We start from the raw sequence: 18,443 nt of genomic DNA on the forward strand, positions 1-18,443 counted from the left end.
AGTTGACCGCCGGGAGCGGCCGCGTCACTCGACGGTGAAAAGCCGGTTGGCGCAGGCGATCACCGCGCGCAGGCCCGACTGCGTCGCATCGTCGGACCAGCCCATCGCCCACTCGGCGCGCGCCCCGTCGCTGCCCCGGATGAAGGTGGCGATGCCGGTGGCCGATCGCATCTGATGAAACTCGACGATCTCGACCGTGATCCCGCGCGCATGCAGCATCGCGGTCAACGCCGCGATCGGCCCGCCGGCGGCCGCGCTGGCGGTGCAGATGCGATCGCCCATGGCGATCACCGCCCGGAAGTCGCGGGCCTGCGGTCCCAGTCGGGTCGCGGCGCGGCCCGCGTCGGTGCACTCCCAGTGGCCCAGCCGCAGCGGACCGGCCGTGGGTCCGTAGGTCGCGACGAAGCCCTCCCAGGACATGACGTCGGCCTCTTCGCGCAGACCGCGGGGCAACGCCAGGCCGAAGCGTTCGCCGAACCACGCGGTGGCGGGATGGAAATGGTGGAGCTGATTGCGCTCGGGAAAAGTCATCGTGCCGGTCTTCTCTGGTCAGCTGGAGCGACCGACGGCAGTAGCTTCCGACCCACAGCGGGGGGTCGGTCTGGATCAGACCCCGCTGCGGGTGCTGGCTACTACGAAACGCTCGAAAAGACGCACGAGCGTTGACATTAGACCTGCGCGCGCCGCAGCTGCAACTCCCGCCCGACAACAAACGAACCGTACAAAAAAATATTGAAAATAATCCTAAAAGTTTGGTTTACGCGTGTTTAACAGGGGGTATGTCGCCGATCAGCAGTCAATTAGACGGCTGTTCAACTACCCCTCACATGGAAGGCACGATCATGAAGGCGAAGAGCACCAAGAAAACCCTCAAAGCTGCCGTCGCGGCTCTCGGGGTGACCGCGGTGTTAGCAGTGCCGGGCTGCGCGACGACGCTCACCGGGGGCGCCGGAGGCTCGGGCCTCATCGGCGGCAGCGGTGGCGGCGTCGGCACCATTGGTGGCGTCTTGGGCAGCCTCGGCCTCTAGTCCGATAGCAAGCGTCCCGCCGGGACCTTTGTTCTCGGCGGGGCGCTATTTCCTCACTGACCCCGTTCGACCGGGTTGGTAATCGTAATTCCGCGCGTCGATGAATGCTTTATCGATGCCGCTTTTCGCCCGATGATTCGTCGCGCGCCGCGGCTTTGGCGCGCCCTTTTCCGGGCCAGCCGAACCTTGCCAATGATGTTGCCAGAGCGCGTGTTTGACGCGAACGAGGAAGCGCGGACCAGCAAGAAATTAAATGTTCATCACCTCTTTACGTGTGTCGAATAGCCGTTATAACATCCGATGAGTTGGCCGCTTTACCGCCGGGCTATGCCCCTCCACGAAAGGATGTGATGATGAATTCAACGGGGACCAAGAAGGCCCTTAAAGTCGCCGCGGCCGCCGCGGGATTTGTCGTGGTGTTGTTCGCACCGACCGGATGCCTGGTGACGGGGACGACCGGTGCCACCACCGGCGGCACGCTGGGCGGCACCACCGGCGGGACGGTCGGCGGCACCGTCGGAGGCACGATCGGCGGCGTGGTGGGCGGCATCACCGGGGCGCTCGGCGGCCTCTGACCCAAAGACAAGCGACCCGCCGGGACCTGACGTCGCGGCGGGTCGCTGTTTCAGCTCGACCGACCTAGCCGGCCGGTCCTGCGGCGGGCTCGAACCGCAGGTATGCCTGGATCGTCGTCCCGGTTCGGGCGGTGTGGGTGCGCACCAAATCGGAGATGGCGTTGACCAGGTACAGGCCGCGGCTCGCGGGACCGTCCGGGCCGGGGTCCAGGCGGCCCACCAGCGGATCGTCGAATCGTCCGGAGTCGCGCGCCTCGCAGACCAGGTGCCCGTCGTCTTTCCAGAAGGCCAACCGGCAGGCGCCCCCCGTGTACATCAGGCTGTTCGTGGCCAACTCGGTGGCGACCAGTTGCAGATCTTCGAGGCACTCCTGGGACAACCCCATCCAGCCCGCGTAGTCGACGGCGAAGGACCGGGCCGGCCTGAGGTCCGCCGACTTGCGGACCATGTAGGTGACGGCCCCGGGACTGGCGGCCAGCGGCCGGTTGCAGCGTTCCAGAACGTCGCGGGGGGCATACGCCGGGCTGCGCTGCAGCGCACCGGATTCCCACAGCAGCGGATGGGTCGCCCGGGCGTCCGCCAGGACGTCGGTGTCGAGCCGGCTCGCGTCGTACAAGCACAGGCTGGTCGCCGGGTAGGCGTCCATCGCCTCGTTGACCAAAGCCTCGTGCTCGGTGCAGGCGACGAACTCCTTGTCGGTGCGGCCGGGCCACGCGATCTGGCTGACGATGCGCACCCGCTGCTCCGGGTACTCGTCGACGAACGCACCCTCCATCGCCATGAACCGGCTCGGGTTGCGCGCCACCTCGGTGATGTCGACCATGCGCACGTCGGGGGGCAACTCGCCCCCGCCGTACAGCGCGTCGTGCAGCAGCGCCATCATCTCGGGCGGCACCGCGAGCAGCACCGCCTCGTCGAGCGCCAAACCGTCGCCGACGAACCGGCCTACCAGATCCACAAACTCCTGCTGAGAGTGATAAATCACTGCGGTGTGGACGAAACCGTATCGTCTGGTTTCGTTACCCGCCGTCACTTCAACGCTCTCGCTTTCGATCACTTGCGCCAACCCCCTGATGGATCGGCTCGTCGCCTTTCCCCCGTGTCAGTACCCAAGACGGGCCTTCGCTATACCGCGCAACAGATCACATTTGGCTACGCGGCAATTGGCGGTGCCGCCGCGACGGCCGCGACCGCCGCGCCTACAGCCACCAGGAGGCGGCGGCGTCGAGATGACGGCGGAGCCGATAGCACGCGACGCTCTCGTCGGCGGCCTCGAGCGCCTCGACGATCCGCAGGTGAGCGTGGCGCACGGCGAGCACGTCTGACCAGGTCGGCATGGCCTGGCCGGTGCTAGACCAGTGCCGGCGGAACAACTCGACGATGATCCGCAGGAACAGATCCAGCAGCGCGTTGCCGGAGAGTTGCGCGAGACCGACGTGGAAGTCGAACTCCTCCGCGATCGCCCGCCGCACGTCGTCCGCCGTCTGTCGGGAGTTTTCCGGCAGCCCGTGCCGACGGGAGGCCAGAAACGCCGCCACGTCGGACTCGCCGAGGCGCTTGACGACCTTGGTGACGTTGTCGATCTCGATGGCGTCGCGGACGCAGCGCAGATCCTCGCGGCTTGGGTCGCGGTATTGCAGGTACAGGGCGATGGTGTCGATGCTGGCCTGTGCCGCGGGCTCGGCGATGACGAGTCCGCCGCCGGGGCCGCGGCGCATGTGGGCTATCGAGTGGTACTCCAGCAGCCGCACCGCTTCGCGCAGCACCGCGCGGCTGACCCGGTAACGCTCCAGCAGCGCCGTCTCGGTGCCGAAGACCGCACCCACCTGCCAGCCGCTGGCGGCGATGTCGTCGCCGATGGTGGCCGCGAGCAGCTCGGCCAGTTTGCCCTGAGGCGCCTCGGAGTCGAGCCGCCGGCGCGTTCGACGCCCCCGGCTGCCGTCACCGGCGTGATGCCGCTGCAGCCAGCCGGTCACCGCCTCGACGTGTCGCTCGGACAGCGTCTTGGCGCGCGCCGAATCGCCGGCCGTGACGGCGGCGACGATCGCGGAGTGGTGGGCGTGCAGGTGGTCGACCGCCTCGATGGCCTCGGCTGCCGAATCCGTTCGCGACGCCAGGGCGTAGCGGGTGGTGAGCCGCATCAGGACGTCGATGAACAGTTGCAGCACCGGGTTTTTGGATTGCTCGGCCAGCGCGATGTGGAACTCGTCGCGCGGGGCCGGCAAGCCGGGCCTCCACTGCTCCTCGGCATGCAACACCGCCCGCAGCCGCGCGATCCCGGCCTCGTCGATGCGCTCGGCGGCCAGCGAGGCCGCCAGCGGCTCGAGCACCAAGCGCGCGTTGAGCAAGTCGCCCAGCGTCGTGCCGAGGTATTCGAGATAGATGACGACGGCGCGGGTGGCGGGCCCGGCGTCGGGCTCACAGATGTACAGGCCGCCGCCCCGGCCGCGGCGCATCCGCGCGACCTGATGGTGTTCGACCAACCGCACGGCCTCGCGCAGCACCGACCGGCTCACCCCGAAGCGCTGTTGCAGGGCGTGTTCGGACCCCAGCGATTCGCCGACCGCCCAGCCCCGGCGGACGATCTCGGCCTCGATGTCGCGGGCCACCATCGAAGCGAGTTTGTTCGCCTGCCCGCTCGTGGGTTCCTCGGTCATCGGGGCTCGATCACGCTCGCGCTCAACAGGTCAGCAGCATGCACCCGGCGACGGGCCCGCCACCGACGGAGACCACGCCGACCTCGGGGCGTCGCGATACCTGCCGCTCCCCCGCGTCGCCACGCAACTGCAGACACCCTTCGTGCAGCGCCCAGTAGCCATGCATACGGCCGGCCGACAGTTGGCCGCCGTAGGTGTTCAGCGGCAGCTGCCCGTCACGGGCGATCCGCGCCCCGCCCTCGACGAACGGGCCGGCCTCGCCGTCGCCGCAGATCCCGAGCGCCTCCAGCCAGGCCAGCGTGAGATAGGTGAACCCGTCGTAGAGCTCGGCGACGTGCAGGTCGGCCGGCTTCAACGCGGTTCGCGACCACATCTGCGCCGCGGCATCCGACATCGCCATCTTCGGGTAGTCCGCCCGGTGAAACCAGCCACCGGCGCCGTCGGACCCGCCGATCGCCTCCACCCTCACGGCGCGGTGCGGACAGTCGGCGGCGTACTGCGCGTGCGACACTACCACCGCGATCGAGCCGTCGATCGGAACGTCACAGTCCAGCAGCCCGAGCGGGGTGGATACCAGCCGCGCACCCAGGTAGTCGGCCATTGTCATCGGATCTCGGTACACCGCAAGGGAATTCAACGCGGCGTTGCGCCTGCCGTTGAGCGCTATCCAGCCCAGCTGTTCTTTGGTGGTCCCGTACAGCTCCATGTGACGGCGGCAGTTGAGCGCCAGCCAGTTGGCGGCCGAATAGGCATGCGCCGCAACCAGATCGTTGACGTCGTCCATCGCGCCGACGGCCGGTTTCGGCTCGCCCTCGGGTGTCTCGAACATCCGCGCCAGCGGCGGGGGCGCGGCGTTCTGGTCCTGCTTGACCGGCACCGTGCCGCCGAGCATTTGTATCGTCCGGTATACCACGACGTGGCGCGCACGGCGTTCGGCGACGGCACGGCATGCCGACATCACCGGCGAGAGCAGCCCGCCGGTGCCGAAGCCGGCCCCGCAGTCGGCGGCCTCGATGCGCAGCGCGGCGTTGACGTCCGCCGCGGGCGTGTCGCCCAGGGTGGCGATGCCGTCGATGTCGGTCGCGGCCAGTCCGGCGTCCTCGATGGCGGCGCGCACCGCCTCCATGGTCAACTCCAGGCCCGCAATGCCGGTGCGGCGGCCGATCCGGGAGATCCCGATGCCGGACAGGATCGCGTCTTTCTCGAAATGCGTCATGCACACCGCCCGTCAGACCACACCGCATCGAATCAATAGAGTGTACTGTATTCGTCGTGTCGGACGGGCCGTTGCTCATCGAGTATTGCGACGGGTGCGCGCGCTGGGTGCATCCGGCCAGCGGCGTGTGCCGCGAGTGCGGGGGCTCGCTAGAGGCGCGAGCGGTTTCCGGGCGGGGCACCGTGTTCACCTACACGGTCAACCATCATCCGTACAACCCGGAGATCCCCACCCCCTATGTCATCGCCATCGTCGAGCTCGCCGAGCAGAGCGGCCTGCGGGTCGCCGCCAATATCGTTGACTGCGAACCGGATTCGGTGACCTGCGGCATGGCCGTGCAGCTACGACCACAGCGCGGCAGCGGCGGCGCGGCGCAGTTCGCGCCGGCCTGATCCCTAGTTGATCAGCGGGTCGCGCGGCATGCCGAGGATCCGCTCGGCGATCTGATTGCGGGTCACCTCCGACGTGCCGCCCGCGATCGCCATGCCGCGGGCTCCCATCATCAGCCGGCCGGCCAGGGCGCCGGGACCGTCGGTCAGCGCGACCTCGGGTCCCAGCAGCGCCGCCATGATCGCGGCGCCTTCCACCATGTGCTCGGCCAGCTTCAACTTGGTGACGTTGCCTTCCGGTCCCGGGCCCGCGCCCTCGACGCTGCGCGCGGCGCGCCGCAGGTTAAGCAGCCGCAGCGCGGTTTCCTCGGCGAGATAGGAACCGACCCGAATTCGCCCGCCCGCCAACCGGTCCGGGCGCTGCTCGGTGAGCTGCACCAGTTGGTCGGCCAGTCCCTCGTAGAACGATCCGCTGCCGCCGATGCTGACCCGCTCGTTGCCCAGCGTCGCCCGCGCGACGGTCCACCCGGAGTTGGGCGTCCCGACGACGTCTTCGTCGGGCACGAACAGGTCGTTGAAGAAGACCTCGTTGAAGTCCGAGCCGCCGGTGATCTGCCGCAGCGGCCGCACCTCGACCTCGGGCGCCTTCATGTCCACGATCACCGTGGTGATGCCGGCGTGCTTGGGGGCGTCGGGATCGGTGCGCACCGTGGCCAGGCCGCGCGCGCAGTAGTGCGCCCCGCTGGTCCACACCTTTTGGCCGTTGATCTTCCAGCCGCCGTCCACCCGGGTGGCGCGCGTCTTGATCGACGCGGCGTCCGAGCCGGCATCCGGCTCGGAGAACAGCTGGCACCAGATCTCGTCCTTGCGCAGCGCCTTTTCCACGAATCTTTCGATCTGCCAAGGCGTTCCGTGCTGGATGAGGGTCAGGATCACCCAGCCGGTGATCCCGTAGTCGGGTCGTTTGATGCCGGCCGCGCGGAACTCCTCCTCGATCACCAGCTGCTCCACCGCGTCGGCCGCGCGTCCCCACGGCTTGGGCCAGTGCGGCATCACGTAGCCGGTCTCGATCAGCTTGTCGCGCTGGGCCTCCTTGCCCAGCCCGGCGATCTCGCTGGCATCGGCGCGGATGCCGGCGCGCAGTTCCTCGGCTTCGGGCGGCAGGTCGAGGCTGTTCTCCCGGACGGCGCCGGCGGCGGTGCGCTCGAAGACGTCGGCGGCCGGTGCGTCACCACCGAACAGCGCCGCGCTCACCACCGCCCGGCGCAGATGCAGATGCGCGTCGTGCTCCCAGGTGAAGCCGATGCCGCCGTGCACCTGAATGTTGAGTTCGGCGTTGCGGACGTAGGCGGGGAAGGCCAGCGTCGCGGCCACCGCCGCGATCAGGCGGAACTGCTCCTCGTCCTCGGCTGCCGCGCGGGCGGCGTCCCAGACGGCGGCGATCCCGGACTCCGCACCGACCAGCATGTTGGCGCAGTGATGCTTGACCGCCTGGAAAGTGGCGATGGTGCGCCCGAATTGCTGGCGCACCTTGGCATAGTCGACGGCGGCGTCGACGCAGTCCGATGCCCCACCGACCGCCTCGGCGGCCAGCAGGGTGCGGGCCCGGGCCAACGCCGATTGCCTTGCGCCGGTGAGGATGTCACCGGCGGAGACGCGCACGTTCTGCAGGCGGACGCGCCCGGACCGCCGCGTCGGATCGAAGTTCTCCGGCACCTCGACCGCCACACCGTCGCGGTCACGCTCGAGCACCAGCACGTCGTCGCCGGCGGCGATCAGCAACAGCTCGGCCAGCCCGGCGCCCAACACGATTCCGGCCTCACCCTCGGCCACCCCGTCGTTGACCCGCACCTGGCTGTCCAGCCCGATGCCCGCGGTGACGGTCCCATCGATCAGACCGGTCAGCAGCCGCGACTTCTGTTCGGCGGTACCGTCGTTGGCGATCACGGCGGACGCGATCACGGTGGGCACGAAAGGCCCAGGCGCCACCGCACGGCCGAGTTCTTCGATCACCACGACGAGTTCGGGCAGCCCGAAGCCGGAGCCGCCGTACTCTTCGGCGACGTGCAGGCCGAGCCACCCCAACTCCACCAGGTTCTGCCAGAACCCGGGCCTGGGCTCATCCGAGGCGTCGAGCAGCGACCGCGCCGCCCACCGCGCCTTCTGCGAGGTCAAGAACCCGCGGGCCACCCCGGCCAGTTCACGATGGTCGTCGGTTATTGCGATACCCATGAGGGCCCTCCTCGCGCCGCATGCCAGCCGGGTGTGATCGCCCAGAAGCTGGGGGCCTGCCCCGCTTCGAGGGGAAGCGGGGCGGCTGCCTAAAGAGTGTACTTAATGCGGGGAGGGCCCTAACGGGGGGCTACTTGGGTGCGAACCGCTGCCCGGCGTCCAGCCGCAGGCACTGCCCGTTGAGCATCGGGTTGTCCACGATGGCGGCGGCCAGCTTCGCGTACTCCTCGGGGCGGCCGAGGCGCTTGGGGAACGCCGCGTCCTTGGTCAGCTGGGTGGCGAACTCATCCGGAATGCCCTGCGTCAGACCGGTCGCGAACAGGCTCGGGGCGATGGCCAGCACCCGGATGCCCACCGAGCCCAGGTCGCGCGCCATGGTCAGGCACATTCCGGCGATGCCCGCCTTGGCGGCGGTGTAGGCGACCTGGCCGATCTGACCCTCGTACGCCGCGATGGAAGCGGTGTTGATGATGACGCCGCGCTCACCGGTGTCGGGGTCCTCGGGCTCGTTTTTGGCCATGTGTGCGGCGGCCAGCCGGCTGATGTTGAACGTGGCGATGAGGTTGAGGTCGATCACGGACTGGAAGGATTCGAGGTCGTGCGGGCCGGACTTGGTCAGGGTGCGCTTGGCGATACCGCCGCCCGCGGTGGTGATCACGACGTGCAGTCCGCCGAGCTTGTCGACGGCGGCCTGCAGTGTCTCCTCGGTGCCGGTGAAGTCGGTGACGTCGACGGGATAGAAGGTGCCGCCGACGCCCTCGGCGACCGTCTTCCCGTCGGAGCCCTCGCGATCGAGGATGGCGACGTCCGCGCCGCGTTCATGCAGCAGCTCGGCGCTCGCACGTCCCATTCCCGATGCGCCGCCGATGACGACGACCTTCTTCCCGTTGATCTCCATCCGGACGTCTCCTTCTTGGGTTGTCAGATCCTGTGCAATCTGTAACGTTACGTAGGCACGCTAGCGTGTCCGCACTCCAGGCCTGTCACCGAGCCATGCCAAGCTGACAACCGTGCTCCTTCTCGACGTGGCCACGACGTCATCCGACGTCTCGGGCACGTCGTCGCGGCTGACCAAAGTGGCCCACATCGCCGACCTGCTGCGCCGCGCCGCGCCGGACGCCGCGCTGGTGGCCGTCATCGTGTCGTGGCTGTCCGGTGAGTTGCGGCAACGCCAGATCGGCGTGGGCTGGGCGGCGCTGCGCTCCCGCCCGCCCGCTGCCCCGCACGCCTCGCTCACCGTCGGCGGGGTCGACGCCACGTTCGCCGAGATCGGCGCGGTGTCGGGCAAGGGCGCGCAGGCGCGCCGCGCCGCGCTGCTGAACGCGTTGTTCGCGGCCGCCACCGACACCGAGCAGGCCTTCCTGCTACGGCTGCTCGGCGGCGAACTGCGCCAGGGCGCGCTGGCCGGGATCATGACCGACGCCGTGGCCAGGGCCGCCGGGATGCCGGCCGCCGCGGTGCAGCGGGCCGCGATGCTGGGCGGCGACCTGCCGGCGGTGGCCGCGGCCGCGTTGTCCGGTGCGCCCTCGGCGCTGGACGCGTTCACCCTGCGGGTCGGCAGCCCCGTGGGCCCGATGCTGGCGCAGACCGCGACGGGCGTGGCCGACGCGATCGAACGCCACGGCGGGCAGGCGATTTTCGAAGCCAAGCTGGACGGGGCGCGGGTACAGATCCACCGCGCGGGTGACGAGGTCACCGTCTACACCAGGAGCCTGGACGACGTCACCGCCCGGCTGCCCGAAGTCGTGGAGGCGACGCTGGCGCTGCCCGTCGATCACCTGATCGCCGACGGCGAGGCGATCGCGCTGCGGCCCGACAACCGGCCACAGCGCTTCCAGGTCACGGCCTCACGCTTCGGCCGCTCCGTCGACATCGCGGCAGCCCTTGCCGCGCAGCGACTTTCGGTGTTTTTCTTCGACATCTTGCATCGCGACGGCGTCGACCTGCTCGACGCCCCGACCGCCGACCGGCTGGCCGCCCTGGACGCGCTGGTGCCCCCGGCCCAGCGGGTCGACCGGTTGCTCACCGCCGATCCCGCGGCGGCGAGCGCCTTCCTGGACGCGACGCTGGCCGCCGGCCACGAGGGCGTGATGGCCAAGGCGCCCGACGCGCCGTATCAGGCCGGCCGCCGTGGCGCGGGCTGGCTGAAGGTCAAGCCGGTGCACACGCTGGATCTGGTGGTGCTCGCGGTGGAGTGGGGATCGGGACGCCGCCGCGGCAAACTCTCCAACATCCATTTGGGCGCCCGCGATCCGGCCAGCGGCGAATTCGTCATGGTGGGAAAGACTTTCAAGGGCATGACCGACGCCATGCTGGCGTGGCAGACCGCACGGTTCAGCGAGCTGGCCATCGACGGCACGGACGGTTACGTCGTACGCGTGCGGCCCGAGCAGGTCGTCGAGATCGCGCTGGACGGCGTGCAGAAGTCGTCGCGCTACCCCGGCGGGCTGGCGCTGCGGTTCGCCCGCGTAGTGCGCTATCGCGACGACAAGAGCCCCGCCGAGGCCGACACCATCGACGCCGTGCGCGCACTGTACTGAACGACGCCCTCTCCGACAGGCGCAGTTCATGCTGCGCGCGTAGGGTTTCGGTCCGTGGCGGTCACGGAGCACGACGACGACATCAGCTACATCCACGGCGGCGCAGACCTGCCACCCGTCGCCATCGTCGACCGCTCCGCCATCACCGTGCGGCACAAGATCGTGTTCGCCGTCGTCGCGGTGCTCGGCGCCGTCGCCTGGGCGATCATCGCGTTCACGCGGGGCGAGACGGTCAACGCGGTCTGGTTCGTCGTCGCGGCGATGTGCACCTACCTCATCGGGTTCCGGTTCTACGCCCGGCTGATCGAGATGAAGATCGTCCGCCCGCGCGACGACCACGCCACGCCGGCCGAGGTTCTCGACGACGGCACCGATTACGTGCCGACCGATCGCCGCGTGCTGTTCGGCCATCACTTCGCCGCCATCGCGGGGGCCGGACCGCTCGTCGGTCCGGTGCTGGCCACCCAGATGGGCTACCTGCCGTGCAGCATCTGGATCGTCATCGGGGCGGTGTTCGCCGGCGCGGTGCAGGACTACCTGGTGTTGTGGATCTCCACGCGGCGGCGCGGGCGCTCACTGGGGCAGATGGCCCGCGACGAACTCGGCGCCGCCGGCGGGGTGGCCGCGCTGCTCGGGGCGTTCGTCATCATGGTGATCATCATCGCGGTCCTCGCGCTGGTGGTGGTGCGTGGGCTGGCGCAGAGTCCCTGGGGCGTGTTCTCCATCGCCATGACGATTCCCATCGCCGTGTTCATGGGATGCTACCTGCGGTTTTTGCGTCCCGGCCGCGTCGCCGAGGTCTCCCTCATCGGGGTGGCGCTGCTGCTGCTGGCCGTGGGCGCCGGCGCCTGGATCGGCGAAACCCCTTGGGGCGCATCGTGGTTGAACCTGTCGGCGGTCACGGTGTCCTGGCTGATCATCGGCTACGGGTTCGTCGCGTCGGTGCTGCCGGTCTGGTTGCTGCTGGCCCCGCGCGACTACCTGTCGACGTTCATGAAGGTGGGCGCCATCGCGCTGCTCGCGGTCGGCATCTGCATCGCGCGCCCGGTCATGCAGGCGCCCGCGGTGTCGCAGTTCGCGGCCCGCGGCGACGGGCCGGTGTTCCCCGGCGCGCTGTTCCCGTTCCTGTTCATCACCATCGCCTGCGGGGCGCTGTCCGGATTCCACGCGCTGATCTCCTCGGGCACCACGCCCAAGCTGCTGGAGAAGGAAAGCCAGATGCGGCTGATCGGTTACGGCGGCATGCTCACCGAATCGTTCGTCGCGGTCATGGCGCTGATCAGCGCGGCGATCCTGGACCAGCACGTGTACTTCGCGCTCAACGCGCCGGCCGCGCAGACCGGCGGCAGCGCGGCCACCGCCGCGCACTACGTCAACGGCCTCGGGCTGCGCGGCGCTCCCGTGACCGCCGACCAGTTGACCGCTGCCGCCACCGGCGTGGGCGAGAAGTCGATCGTGTCGCGCACCGGCGGGGCGCCGACGCTGGCGGTCGGCATGTCCGAGGTGCTCTACCGGGTGTTCGGCGGTGCGAGCCTCAAGGCGTTCTGGTACCACTTCGCGATCATGTTCGAGGCGCTGTTCATCCTCACCGCCGTCGACGCCGGCACCCGCGTCGCCCGCTTCATGCTCTCCGACACCCTCGGCAACCTGGGCGGCCCCCTGACCAAGCTGCGCAATCCGAGCTGGCGTCCGGGTGTGTGGCTGTGCAGCCTGGCGGTGGCCGCGGCCTGGGGCAGCATCCTGCTGATGGGGGTGACCGATCCGCTGGGCGGCATCAACACGCTCTTTCCGCTGTTCGGCATCGCCAACCAGCTGCTCGCCGCGATCGCGCTGACCGTCATCACCGTCATCGTCATCAAAAAGGGCCTGCTGAAGTGGGTGTGGATCCCCGGGATCCCGTTGCTGTGGGATCTCGTGGTCACGCTGACGGCGTCGTGGCAGAAGATCTTCTCGCCCGACCCGGCCGTCGGCTACTGGACGCAGCACTCGAAGTACCTGGCGGCCAGGCAGGCGGGCAAGACGGCGTTCGGTTCGGCCAAGAACGCGCACCAGCTCGACGACGTCATCCGCAACACCTTCATCCAGGGCACGCTGTCCATCCTGTTCGCGGCGGCCGTCGTCATCGTCGTGATCGCCGGCGCCGTGGTCGCGCTCGGGGCTATCCGCGGGCCCGGCCGGCCACTGACCGAGGACGAGCCGGTGCCCTCGCGGTTCTTCGCGCCCTCGGGTCTGATCCCCACCGCCGCCGAGCGCGCGGTGCAGCGGCGATGGGACGAGTTGCCGAACGCGCACGGCACGCCGGGCAAAAAGGTTGTGCCCAAGCCCGCGCCGCGGTCCTAAACTTGCGCGATGAGAGTCGGTATCGACTTCGGCACCACCCACACCGTCGTCGCGGCCGTCGATCGCGGCAACTATCCCGTCGTCTCCTTCGAGGGCGAGGACGCGTGGCCGTCGCTCATCGCGGCCAACGCCGCCGGCCAGTTGCGCTTCGGCCCGGACGCCGCCGCCGTCCGGCACGACCCGGCATGGTCGGTGCTGCGCTCGTTCAAACGCTTGCTCAACGACGCCGGGCCGCAGACCGAGATCAGCCTGGCCGGCCGCGACTATCGCCTGGCCGACCTGCTCACCGGCTTCCTGTCCCAGCTCAAGGCCGACCTGCAGCGCAACTCGAACGCCACCCCGGGTCCCGGCGAAGCCATCGAGGCCGCCATCAGCGTGCCGGCCAACGCCTCGAGCGCCCAGCGCCTGCTCACGCTGGACGCCTACGTGGCCGCCGGGTTCCGCGTCGTCGCGCTGCTCAACGAGCCGTCGGCCGCCAGCCTCGAATACGCCCACCGGTACCGCTCGACCATCACCGCCAAACGCGAATACGTCCTCATCTACGACCTCGGCGGCGGCACGTTCGACGCGTCGTTGCTGAAGATGACCGGGCACGCCAACGAGGTGGTGATCAGCGAGGGTATTCAACGCCTCGGCGGTGACGACTTCGACGACGCGATCGCCGAACTCGTGTTGTCCGGCGCCGGCCTGCCCGCACTCAGCGCGGCCCAGCGCGACCTGCTGGCCGAGGAGTGCGCCGCGCGCAAGGAAGCCGTCGGGCCGCAGACCCGCCGCTTCCTGGTGGACCTGTCCCCGCTCGATCGGCCCCCCTTCTCCTGCCCCATCGACGACGTGTACGCGGTGTGTGCGCCGCTGGTCGACCAGACGATGACGCTGCTGCGCCGGGTCCTGCACGACCCGGCGCGCGGACGCACCGACGTGGACTGGTCGGAGGTGGCGGGCATCTACGTCGTCGGCGGGGCCGGCGGTTTCCCACTGGTGTCGCGCATGCTGCGCGGCACCTTCGGCGAGAAGCGGGTGAAACGCTCACCGCATCCCTTCGCGGCCACGGCGATCGGGCTTGCCGTCTTCCTCGACAAGGAGTCGGGTTTTGCGCTCTCCGAACGCTTTTCGAGGAATTTTGGGGTGTTCCGCGAGGCCGAGGCGGGCGCCGGGGTCGTCTTCGACCCCATCGTGTGCAAGGACGTCTCGCTGCCGGCCGACGGGCGGTCCCCGTTGGTGGTGAAGCGCACCTACCGAGCGGCGCACAACATCGGGCATTTCCGGTTCGTGGAGTGCAGCCGCCTGGTCAACGGGCGGCCCGACGGCGACGTCACGCCGTATGACCCGGTGCTGTTTCCGTTCGACCCGGCCCTGTACGACCGGGACGACCTCCGGCGTCAGCCGGTCGGTCGCTGGAAGGACGGACCCGATGTCGAGGAGCGCTACGTCATCGCCCCCAGCGGTGCGGTGGAAGTGACGCTGACGACGCGGCCGGCGGGCTTCGAGCGCACCTTCCGGCTGGAGCGGCGCGCGTCCGCGAGTTGACGAGCCATCCCACCATGCAGCTATACGACGTGATGCGAACCACGTTCGCGGCACGGGAATTCACCGACGACCCGCTGCCCGACGAGGTGCTGGGCCGCATCTTCGACCATGCCCGGTTCGCCCCGAGCGGTGGCAACCGGCAAGGCGCCCACATCACCGTGGTGCGCGACGAGGCGACCCGCCGGCGGCTGGCCGAACTCGGCAAGCCCGCCGCCCGCCGCTACTTCGCCCAGCAGCAGGCCGGCGAAAACCCATGGAACTCAGTGCATCCCAGTGGCGTGCCGCAAGAAGTCATCGACGCCACCGAGATCCCTGACACGTTTGTGGCGCCGATCGCCAATGCGCCTGTCGTCCTTGTCGTTTCGGTGGACCTGACCGTCGTCGCGGCCGTCGATCAGGACCTGGACCGCGTCGGTATCGCCGGGGGCGCGTCGGTCTACCCGTTGATCTGGAACATCTTGCTCGCCGCCCGCGGCGAGGGGTACGGCGGCACCATCACGACGATGGCCATCGCGGCCGAAGACCAGGTCCGCCGACTGCTGGACATTCCCGACCGGCATGCGGTGGCGGCCGTCGTGCCGCTGGGAAAACCGGTGCGGCAGTTGACCAAGCTGCGCCGGCGGGCGGTCGCGGAGTTCATCACTCGCGATCGATTCGACGGCCCGGCTTTCGACGGTGAGGGGTAAGCGTTCCCATGTCCACATGGCTCATCACCGGGTGCTCGACCGGGCTCGGTCGCGCGCTGGCCGAGGCGGTCATCGGCGCCGACCACAACGCCGTCGTCACCGCGCGTGACGTCGCGGCGGTCGCCCAGCTGGCCGAATCGGCACCCGAGCGGGTGCTCGCCGCCGCCCTCGATGTCACCGACCCCGCCCAGGTCGCCTCGGCCGTGCGGCGCGCACAGGACCGGTTCGACCGCATCGACGTACTGGTCAACAACGCCGGCTACGGCTATCGCGCCGCGGTCGAGGAGGGTGACGACGCCGACGTCCGCGCGTTGTTCGAGACACACTTCTTCGGCACCGTCGCCATGATCAAGGCCGTCCTCCCCGGCATGCGGGCGCGCCGCAGCGGCGCCATCGTGAACATCTCCTCGATCGGCGCCCAGCTGACCCCGGTGGGATCCGGGTACTACGCGGCGGCCAAGGCCGCGATCGAGGGCATGAGCGGCGCCCTGCGCGGTGAGCTTGTCCCGCTGGGCATTTCGGTGACCGTCGTCGAGCCCGGCGCGTTTCGCACCGACTTCGCCGGGCGATCGCTGATCCAGTCGGCCACCGTCATCGACGACTACGCCGCCACCGCCGGGCAGCGTCGCAAGGAGAACGACACCATGCACGGCAATCAGCCCGGCGACCCCGCCAAGGCCGGCAAGGCGATCATCGCGGCCGTCGAATCGCCCGAGCCGCCGGCGTTTCTGTTGCTCGGGCCCGACGCGCTGGCCGCCTATCGCTACAAGGCGGACGCGCGGGCAGCCGAGATCTCGCAGTGGGAACAACTCACCAGCAGCACCGATTTCGGCTGAGCCCTACCCACGCAACTGGGGCAGCACGTCACGCCGCCACGCGGCGAAGAACCCGTCCATGTCGGGACCGATCTGCTGCACGTAGATCTCGTCGACGTCGGCGTCGATGTACTCGCGCACCTGTGCGATGTGCTTGTCGGGGTCGGGACCGCAGGCCACGCTTTCGGCGACCGTCTCGGGCGGCACCAGCGACTGCAGGGCGGCGAAATCCTTGGGCCGGGGCAGGATTTGCGACGTCTGGCCGGGCAACCCCTCGTTGGCCCACAACCGGTGCGCGGTCTTCAGCGCGGCGTCGGCGTCGGCGTCCCAGCAGACCTTGGTACCGCCCTGCACCGGCTTGTCGCCGCCCCCGGCCTGACGGAACTGCTTGACCAGGTCGCCGTCGGGCATGGCGATGCTGTAGCCGTCGCCGATGCGGGCGGCCAGCTCGACGGCCTGTGGGCCGAACGCCGAGACGTAGATCGGCACCGGCCGCTCGGGCCGGGTGTAGACCTGCGCTTCCTGCACCTCGTAGTGCTTACCGTGGTGGCTCACCTCGCCACCCTTGTGCAGCTTGCGAATGACGTCGATCGCCTCCTCCAGCATCTCGAGCCGCACACCGGCCGACGGCCAGGGATCGCCCAGGATGTGTTCGTTGAGGGCCTCACCGCTGCCGACCCCGAGCACAAAGCGCCCGTCGAGCTGCACTGCCGCGGTGGCCGCCGCCTGCGCGATGATCGCCGGGTGGATCCGCATGGTCGGGCAGGTGACGGCGGTGCTGACCGGCAGCGACGTCGCCTCCGACAGCGCACCGATCACCCCCCACACGAAGGGGCTCTGACCCTGCTCGTCGTTCCAGGGGTGGTAGTGGTCGGAGATCCACAAGGCGTCGAACCCCGCGTCCTCGGCCCGCTTGGCCTGGTCGATGAGTTCCTTCGGGCCGAACTGCTCGCAGGTGAGAAAGTATCCGATCTTGGTCATGGCGCCGGACTACCCGCCGAGCGCCCGGTTATGCGCCCCTGCGCCGCTTACCCGCCGCGCACCGGCAACGGCCGCGTGCCGGACACCGAAACCGGCCCTGCGCTGGCCGATTTCGGCGCTCGGCCGTGCGGCGCCCGGCGCGTGCACCAGTGGGGTGGCCACGCCGAGGCCCGCCCCTGACCGAACGAGAACAGCTTCGCCAATTTGGAGAAGGTAGTTCTCCATTGCCGAGAGACGGATTACGATCGCTGGTGACCCGTGCCGGTCCAGCCCGAACAACGATCGGAGTCCATCATCGACGCCTGGATTCTCGACGCGGTCCGCACGCCCCGCGGGCGCGGCCGCCCCGACGGCGGGCTGCACGGCGTGCACCCGCAGGCCCTGTTCGCCCGGTGCCTGACCGCGCTGGCCGAGCGGGTCGGCTTCGACCCGGCGGACGTCGACGACGTGATCGCCGGCAACGGCATTCTGTCCGGAGACCACGGCGATGACATCGCCCGACTCTCGGTGCTGCTGGCCGGCTGGCCCCAGAGCGTGCCCGGGATGACGCTGAGCCGATTCTGCGGATCGGGCCAGCAGGCCGTCACCGTGGCGGCCGCCGGCATCGCCGCGGGCAGCGAGGATCTGGTGATCGCCGGCGGCGTCGAATCGATGTCGCGCTGGGATGTCACGGCGGGCGTCCCGACCATCGACGGCAACAACCCGGACCTTAGCGCGCTGTATCCGACTGTCCCGCAGGGCATTTCGGCCGACCTCATCGCGACCCTGGAGGGATTCGACCGCGAGACCGTCGACGCCTACGCCGCGCAAAGCCAGAGCCGCGCCAGCGCGGCCATCGATCAGGGCCGTTTCGAGCGTTCTCTGGTCGACGTGCCGACACCGCACGGTCGCATCGAACGCGACGAACATCCCCGTCCCGGCACCACCACCGAGTCGCTGGCCAGGCTCAAACCGGCCTTCGCCGCGATGGGCGCCGCGTGCGCCGACGGCGAGCGACACACCTTCGACGAGATCTGCCTGCAGCGCTATCCGGGCATCGACCGCATCGACCATGTGCACCACGCCGGCAACTCGTCCGGCGTCGTCGACGGCGCCGCGGCGGTGGCGCTGGCCTCGTCGAACTGGATGCACACCCATCGGGTCACCCCGCGCGCGCAGATAAGGGCGACCGCCGCGCTCGGCAGCGAACCGATCATCATGCTCACCGCCCCCGGCCCCGCGGCTCAGCGTTGCCTCCACCGCGCGGGCATGACGGTGGCCGACATCGATTTGTGGGAGATCAATGAGGCATTCGCCGCCGTCCCGCTCAAGACCATGCGCGACCTCGACATCGACCCCGAGGTGGTCAACGTCAACGGCGGGGCGATCGCGCTCGGGCACCCCATCGGCGCCACCGGCGCCATGCTGATCGGGACGGTCCTCGACGAGCTCGAACGTCGTGACCTGACAACGGGTCTGATCACCATGTGCACCGGCGGCGGGATGGGCACGGCGACGATCATCGAGCGGGTGTGAAC

General features: G+C 69.5%; 16 protein-coding genes. 9 read left to right on the top strand and 7 right to left on the bottom strand.

All coding sequences use genetic code 11. From position 1 onward, the window contains the following. Nucleotides 1-24: 24 nt before the first annotated feature. Entirely contained in the window at nt 25-531 is a 507-nt protein-coding gene (locus AC5Y5B_RS11370) for a 2-isopropylmalate synthase (protein ID WP_112634650.1), read from the bottom strand. Nucleotides 532-662: 131 nt separating this feature from the next. On the opposite strand from AC5Y5B_RS11370, the gene AC5Y5B_RS11375 reads away from it, so the two are divergent. Then, the gene (locus AC5Y5B_RS11375; RefSeq protein ID WP_240631836.1) at nt 663-1,028 is read left to right on the top strand and encodes a hypothetical protein; all 366 of its coding nucleotides are present in this window, start codon (nt 663-665) and stop codon (nt 1,026-1,028) included. Between the two features lie 353 nt (nt 1,029-1,381). Further along, on the top strand, nt 1,382-1,603 hold the full coding sequence (locus AC5Y5B_RS11380) for a hypothetical protein (RefSeq protein WP_133259282.1): 222 nt from the start codon (nt 1,382-1,384) through the stop codon (nt 1,601-1,603). 64 nt (nt 1,604-1,667) lie between these two features. Here the strand turns inward: AC5Y5B_RS11380 and AC5Y5B_RS11385 are convergent, their stop codons facing one another. The 3 genes from AC5Y5B_RS11385 to AC5Y5B_RS11395 all read right to left on the bottom strand — a co-directional run bounded on the left by AC5Y5B_RS11385 (nt 1,668) and on the right by AC5Y5B_RS11395 (nt 5,476). Then, nucleotides 1,668-2,660 (bottom strand): sensor histidine kinase, encoded by a 993-nt coding sequence (locus AC5Y5B_RS11385; RefSeq protein ID WP_112634652.1) that lies wholly within the window; start codon nt 2,658-2,660, stop codon nt 1,668-1,670. Between the two features lie 142 nt (nt 2,661-2,802). Continuing rightward, nucleotides 2,803-4,260 carry a FadR/GntR family transcriptional regulator gene (locus AC5Y5B_RS11390; RefSeq protein WP_112634653.1) on the bottom strand — a complete coding sequence of 486 codons (1,458 nt, stop codon included), beginning with the start codon at nt 4,258-4,260 and terminating at the stop codon, nt 2,803-2,805. 22 nt (nt 4,261-4,282) lie between these two features. Continuing rightward, nucleotides 4,283-5,476 (bottom strand): thiolase family protein, encoded by a 1,194-nt coding sequence (locus AC5Y5B_RS11395; RefSeq protein ID WP_112634654.1) that lies wholly within the window; start codon nt 5,474-5,476, stop codon nt 4,283-4,285. 56 nt (nt 5,477-5,532) lie between these two features. Between AC5Y5B_RS11395 and AC5Y5B_RS11400 the strand changes: the two genes are divergently transcribed. Beyond that, nucleotides 5,533-5,868, top strand: coding sequence for a Zn-ribbon domain-containing OB-fold protein (locus AC5Y5B_RS11400; protein WP_112634655.1), 336 nt, complete (start codon nt 5,533-5,535; stop codon nt 5,866-5,868). Between the two features lie 3 nt (nt 5,869-5,871). Here AC5Y5B_RS11400 and AC5Y5B_RS11405 read toward each other — a convergent pair whose 3' ends face one another. Continuing rightward, nucleotides 5,872-8,037, bottom strand: a complete 2,166-nt coding sequence (locus AC5Y5B_RS11405) for an acyl-CoA dehydrogenase family protein (protein ID WP_112634656.1) — start codon at nt 8,035-8,037, stop codon at nt 5,872-5,874. Between the two features lie 130 nt (nt 8,038-8,167). Continuing rightward, the gene (locus AC5Y5B_RS11410) at nt 8,168-8,935 is read right to left on the bottom strand and encodes an SDR family NAD(P)-dependent oxidoreductase (protein ID WP_066864782.1); all 768 of its coding nucleotides are present in this window, start codon (nt 8,933-8,935) and stop codon (nt 8,168-8,170) included. Nucleotides 8,936-9,047: 112 nt separating this feature from the next. Between AC5Y5B_RS11410 and AC5Y5B_RS11415 the strand changes: the two genes are divergently transcribed. Genes AC5Y5B_RS11415 through AC5Y5B_RS11435 form a run of 5 tightly spaced genes read left to right on the top strand, consistent with a single transcriptional unit; the run spans nt 9,048 to nt 15,966 of the window. Further along, nucleotides 9,048-10,577 (top strand): ATP-dependent DNA ligase, encoded by a 1,530-nt coding sequence (locus AC5Y5B_RS11415; RefSeq protein ID WP_289176504.1) that lies wholly within the window; start codon nt 9,048-9,050, stop codon nt 10,575-10,577. A gap of 54 nt (nt 10,578-10,631) precedes the next feature. Further along, nucleotides 10,632-12,917, top strand: coding sequence for a carbon starvation CstA family protein (locus tag AC5Y5B_RS11420; protein WP_112634016.1), 2,286 nt, complete (start codon nt 10,632-10,634; stop codon nt 12,915-12,917). Between the two features lie 9 nt (nt 12,918-12,926). Next, nucleotides 12,927-14,444 carry an Hsp70 family protein gene (locus AC5Y5B_RS11425; protein ID WP_112634015.1) on the top strand — a complete coding sequence of 506 codons (1,518 nt, stop codon included), beginning with the start codon at nt 12,927-12,929 and terminating at the stop codon, nt 14,442-14,444. 14 nt (nt 14,445-14,458) lie between these two features. Beyond that, a complete protein-coding gene (locus tag AC5Y5B_RS11430; RefSeq protein WP_112634014.1) occupies nt 14,459-15,130 on the top strand; it encodes a nitroreductase family protein in 672 nt (223 codons plus the stop codon). 8 nt (nt 15,131-15,138) lie between these two features. Beyond that, on the top strand, nt 15,139-15,966 hold the full coding sequence (locus AC5Y5B_RS11435) for an oxidoreductase (protein ID WP_112634013.1): 828 nt from the start codon (nt 15,139-15,141) through the stop codon (nt 15,964-15,966). A 3-nt stretch (nt 15,967-15,969) separates the two neighbouring features. On the opposite strand, the gene AC5Y5B_RS11440 is transcribed toward AC5Y5B_RS11435, so the two are convergent. After that, a complete protein-coding gene (locus AC5Y5B_RS11440; protein ID WP_500005370.1) occupies nt 15,970-16,926 on the bottom strand; it encodes an LLM class F420-dependent oxidoreductase in 957 nt (318 codons plus the stop codon). Between the two features lie 306 nt (nt 16,927-17,232). Here AC5Y5B_RS11440 and AC5Y5B_RS11445 point away from each other — a divergent pair, with 306 nt between their 5' ends. After that, a complete protein-coding gene (locus AC5Y5B_RS11445) occupies nt 17,233-18,441 on the top strand; it encodes an acetyl-CoA C-acetyltransferase (protein ID WP_500005395.1) in 1,209 nt (402 codons plus the stop codon). Nucleotides 18,442-18,443 lie beyond the last annotated feature (2 nt).

It is taken from the genome of Mycobacterium sp. NGS33 (genome assembly GCF_059812885.1).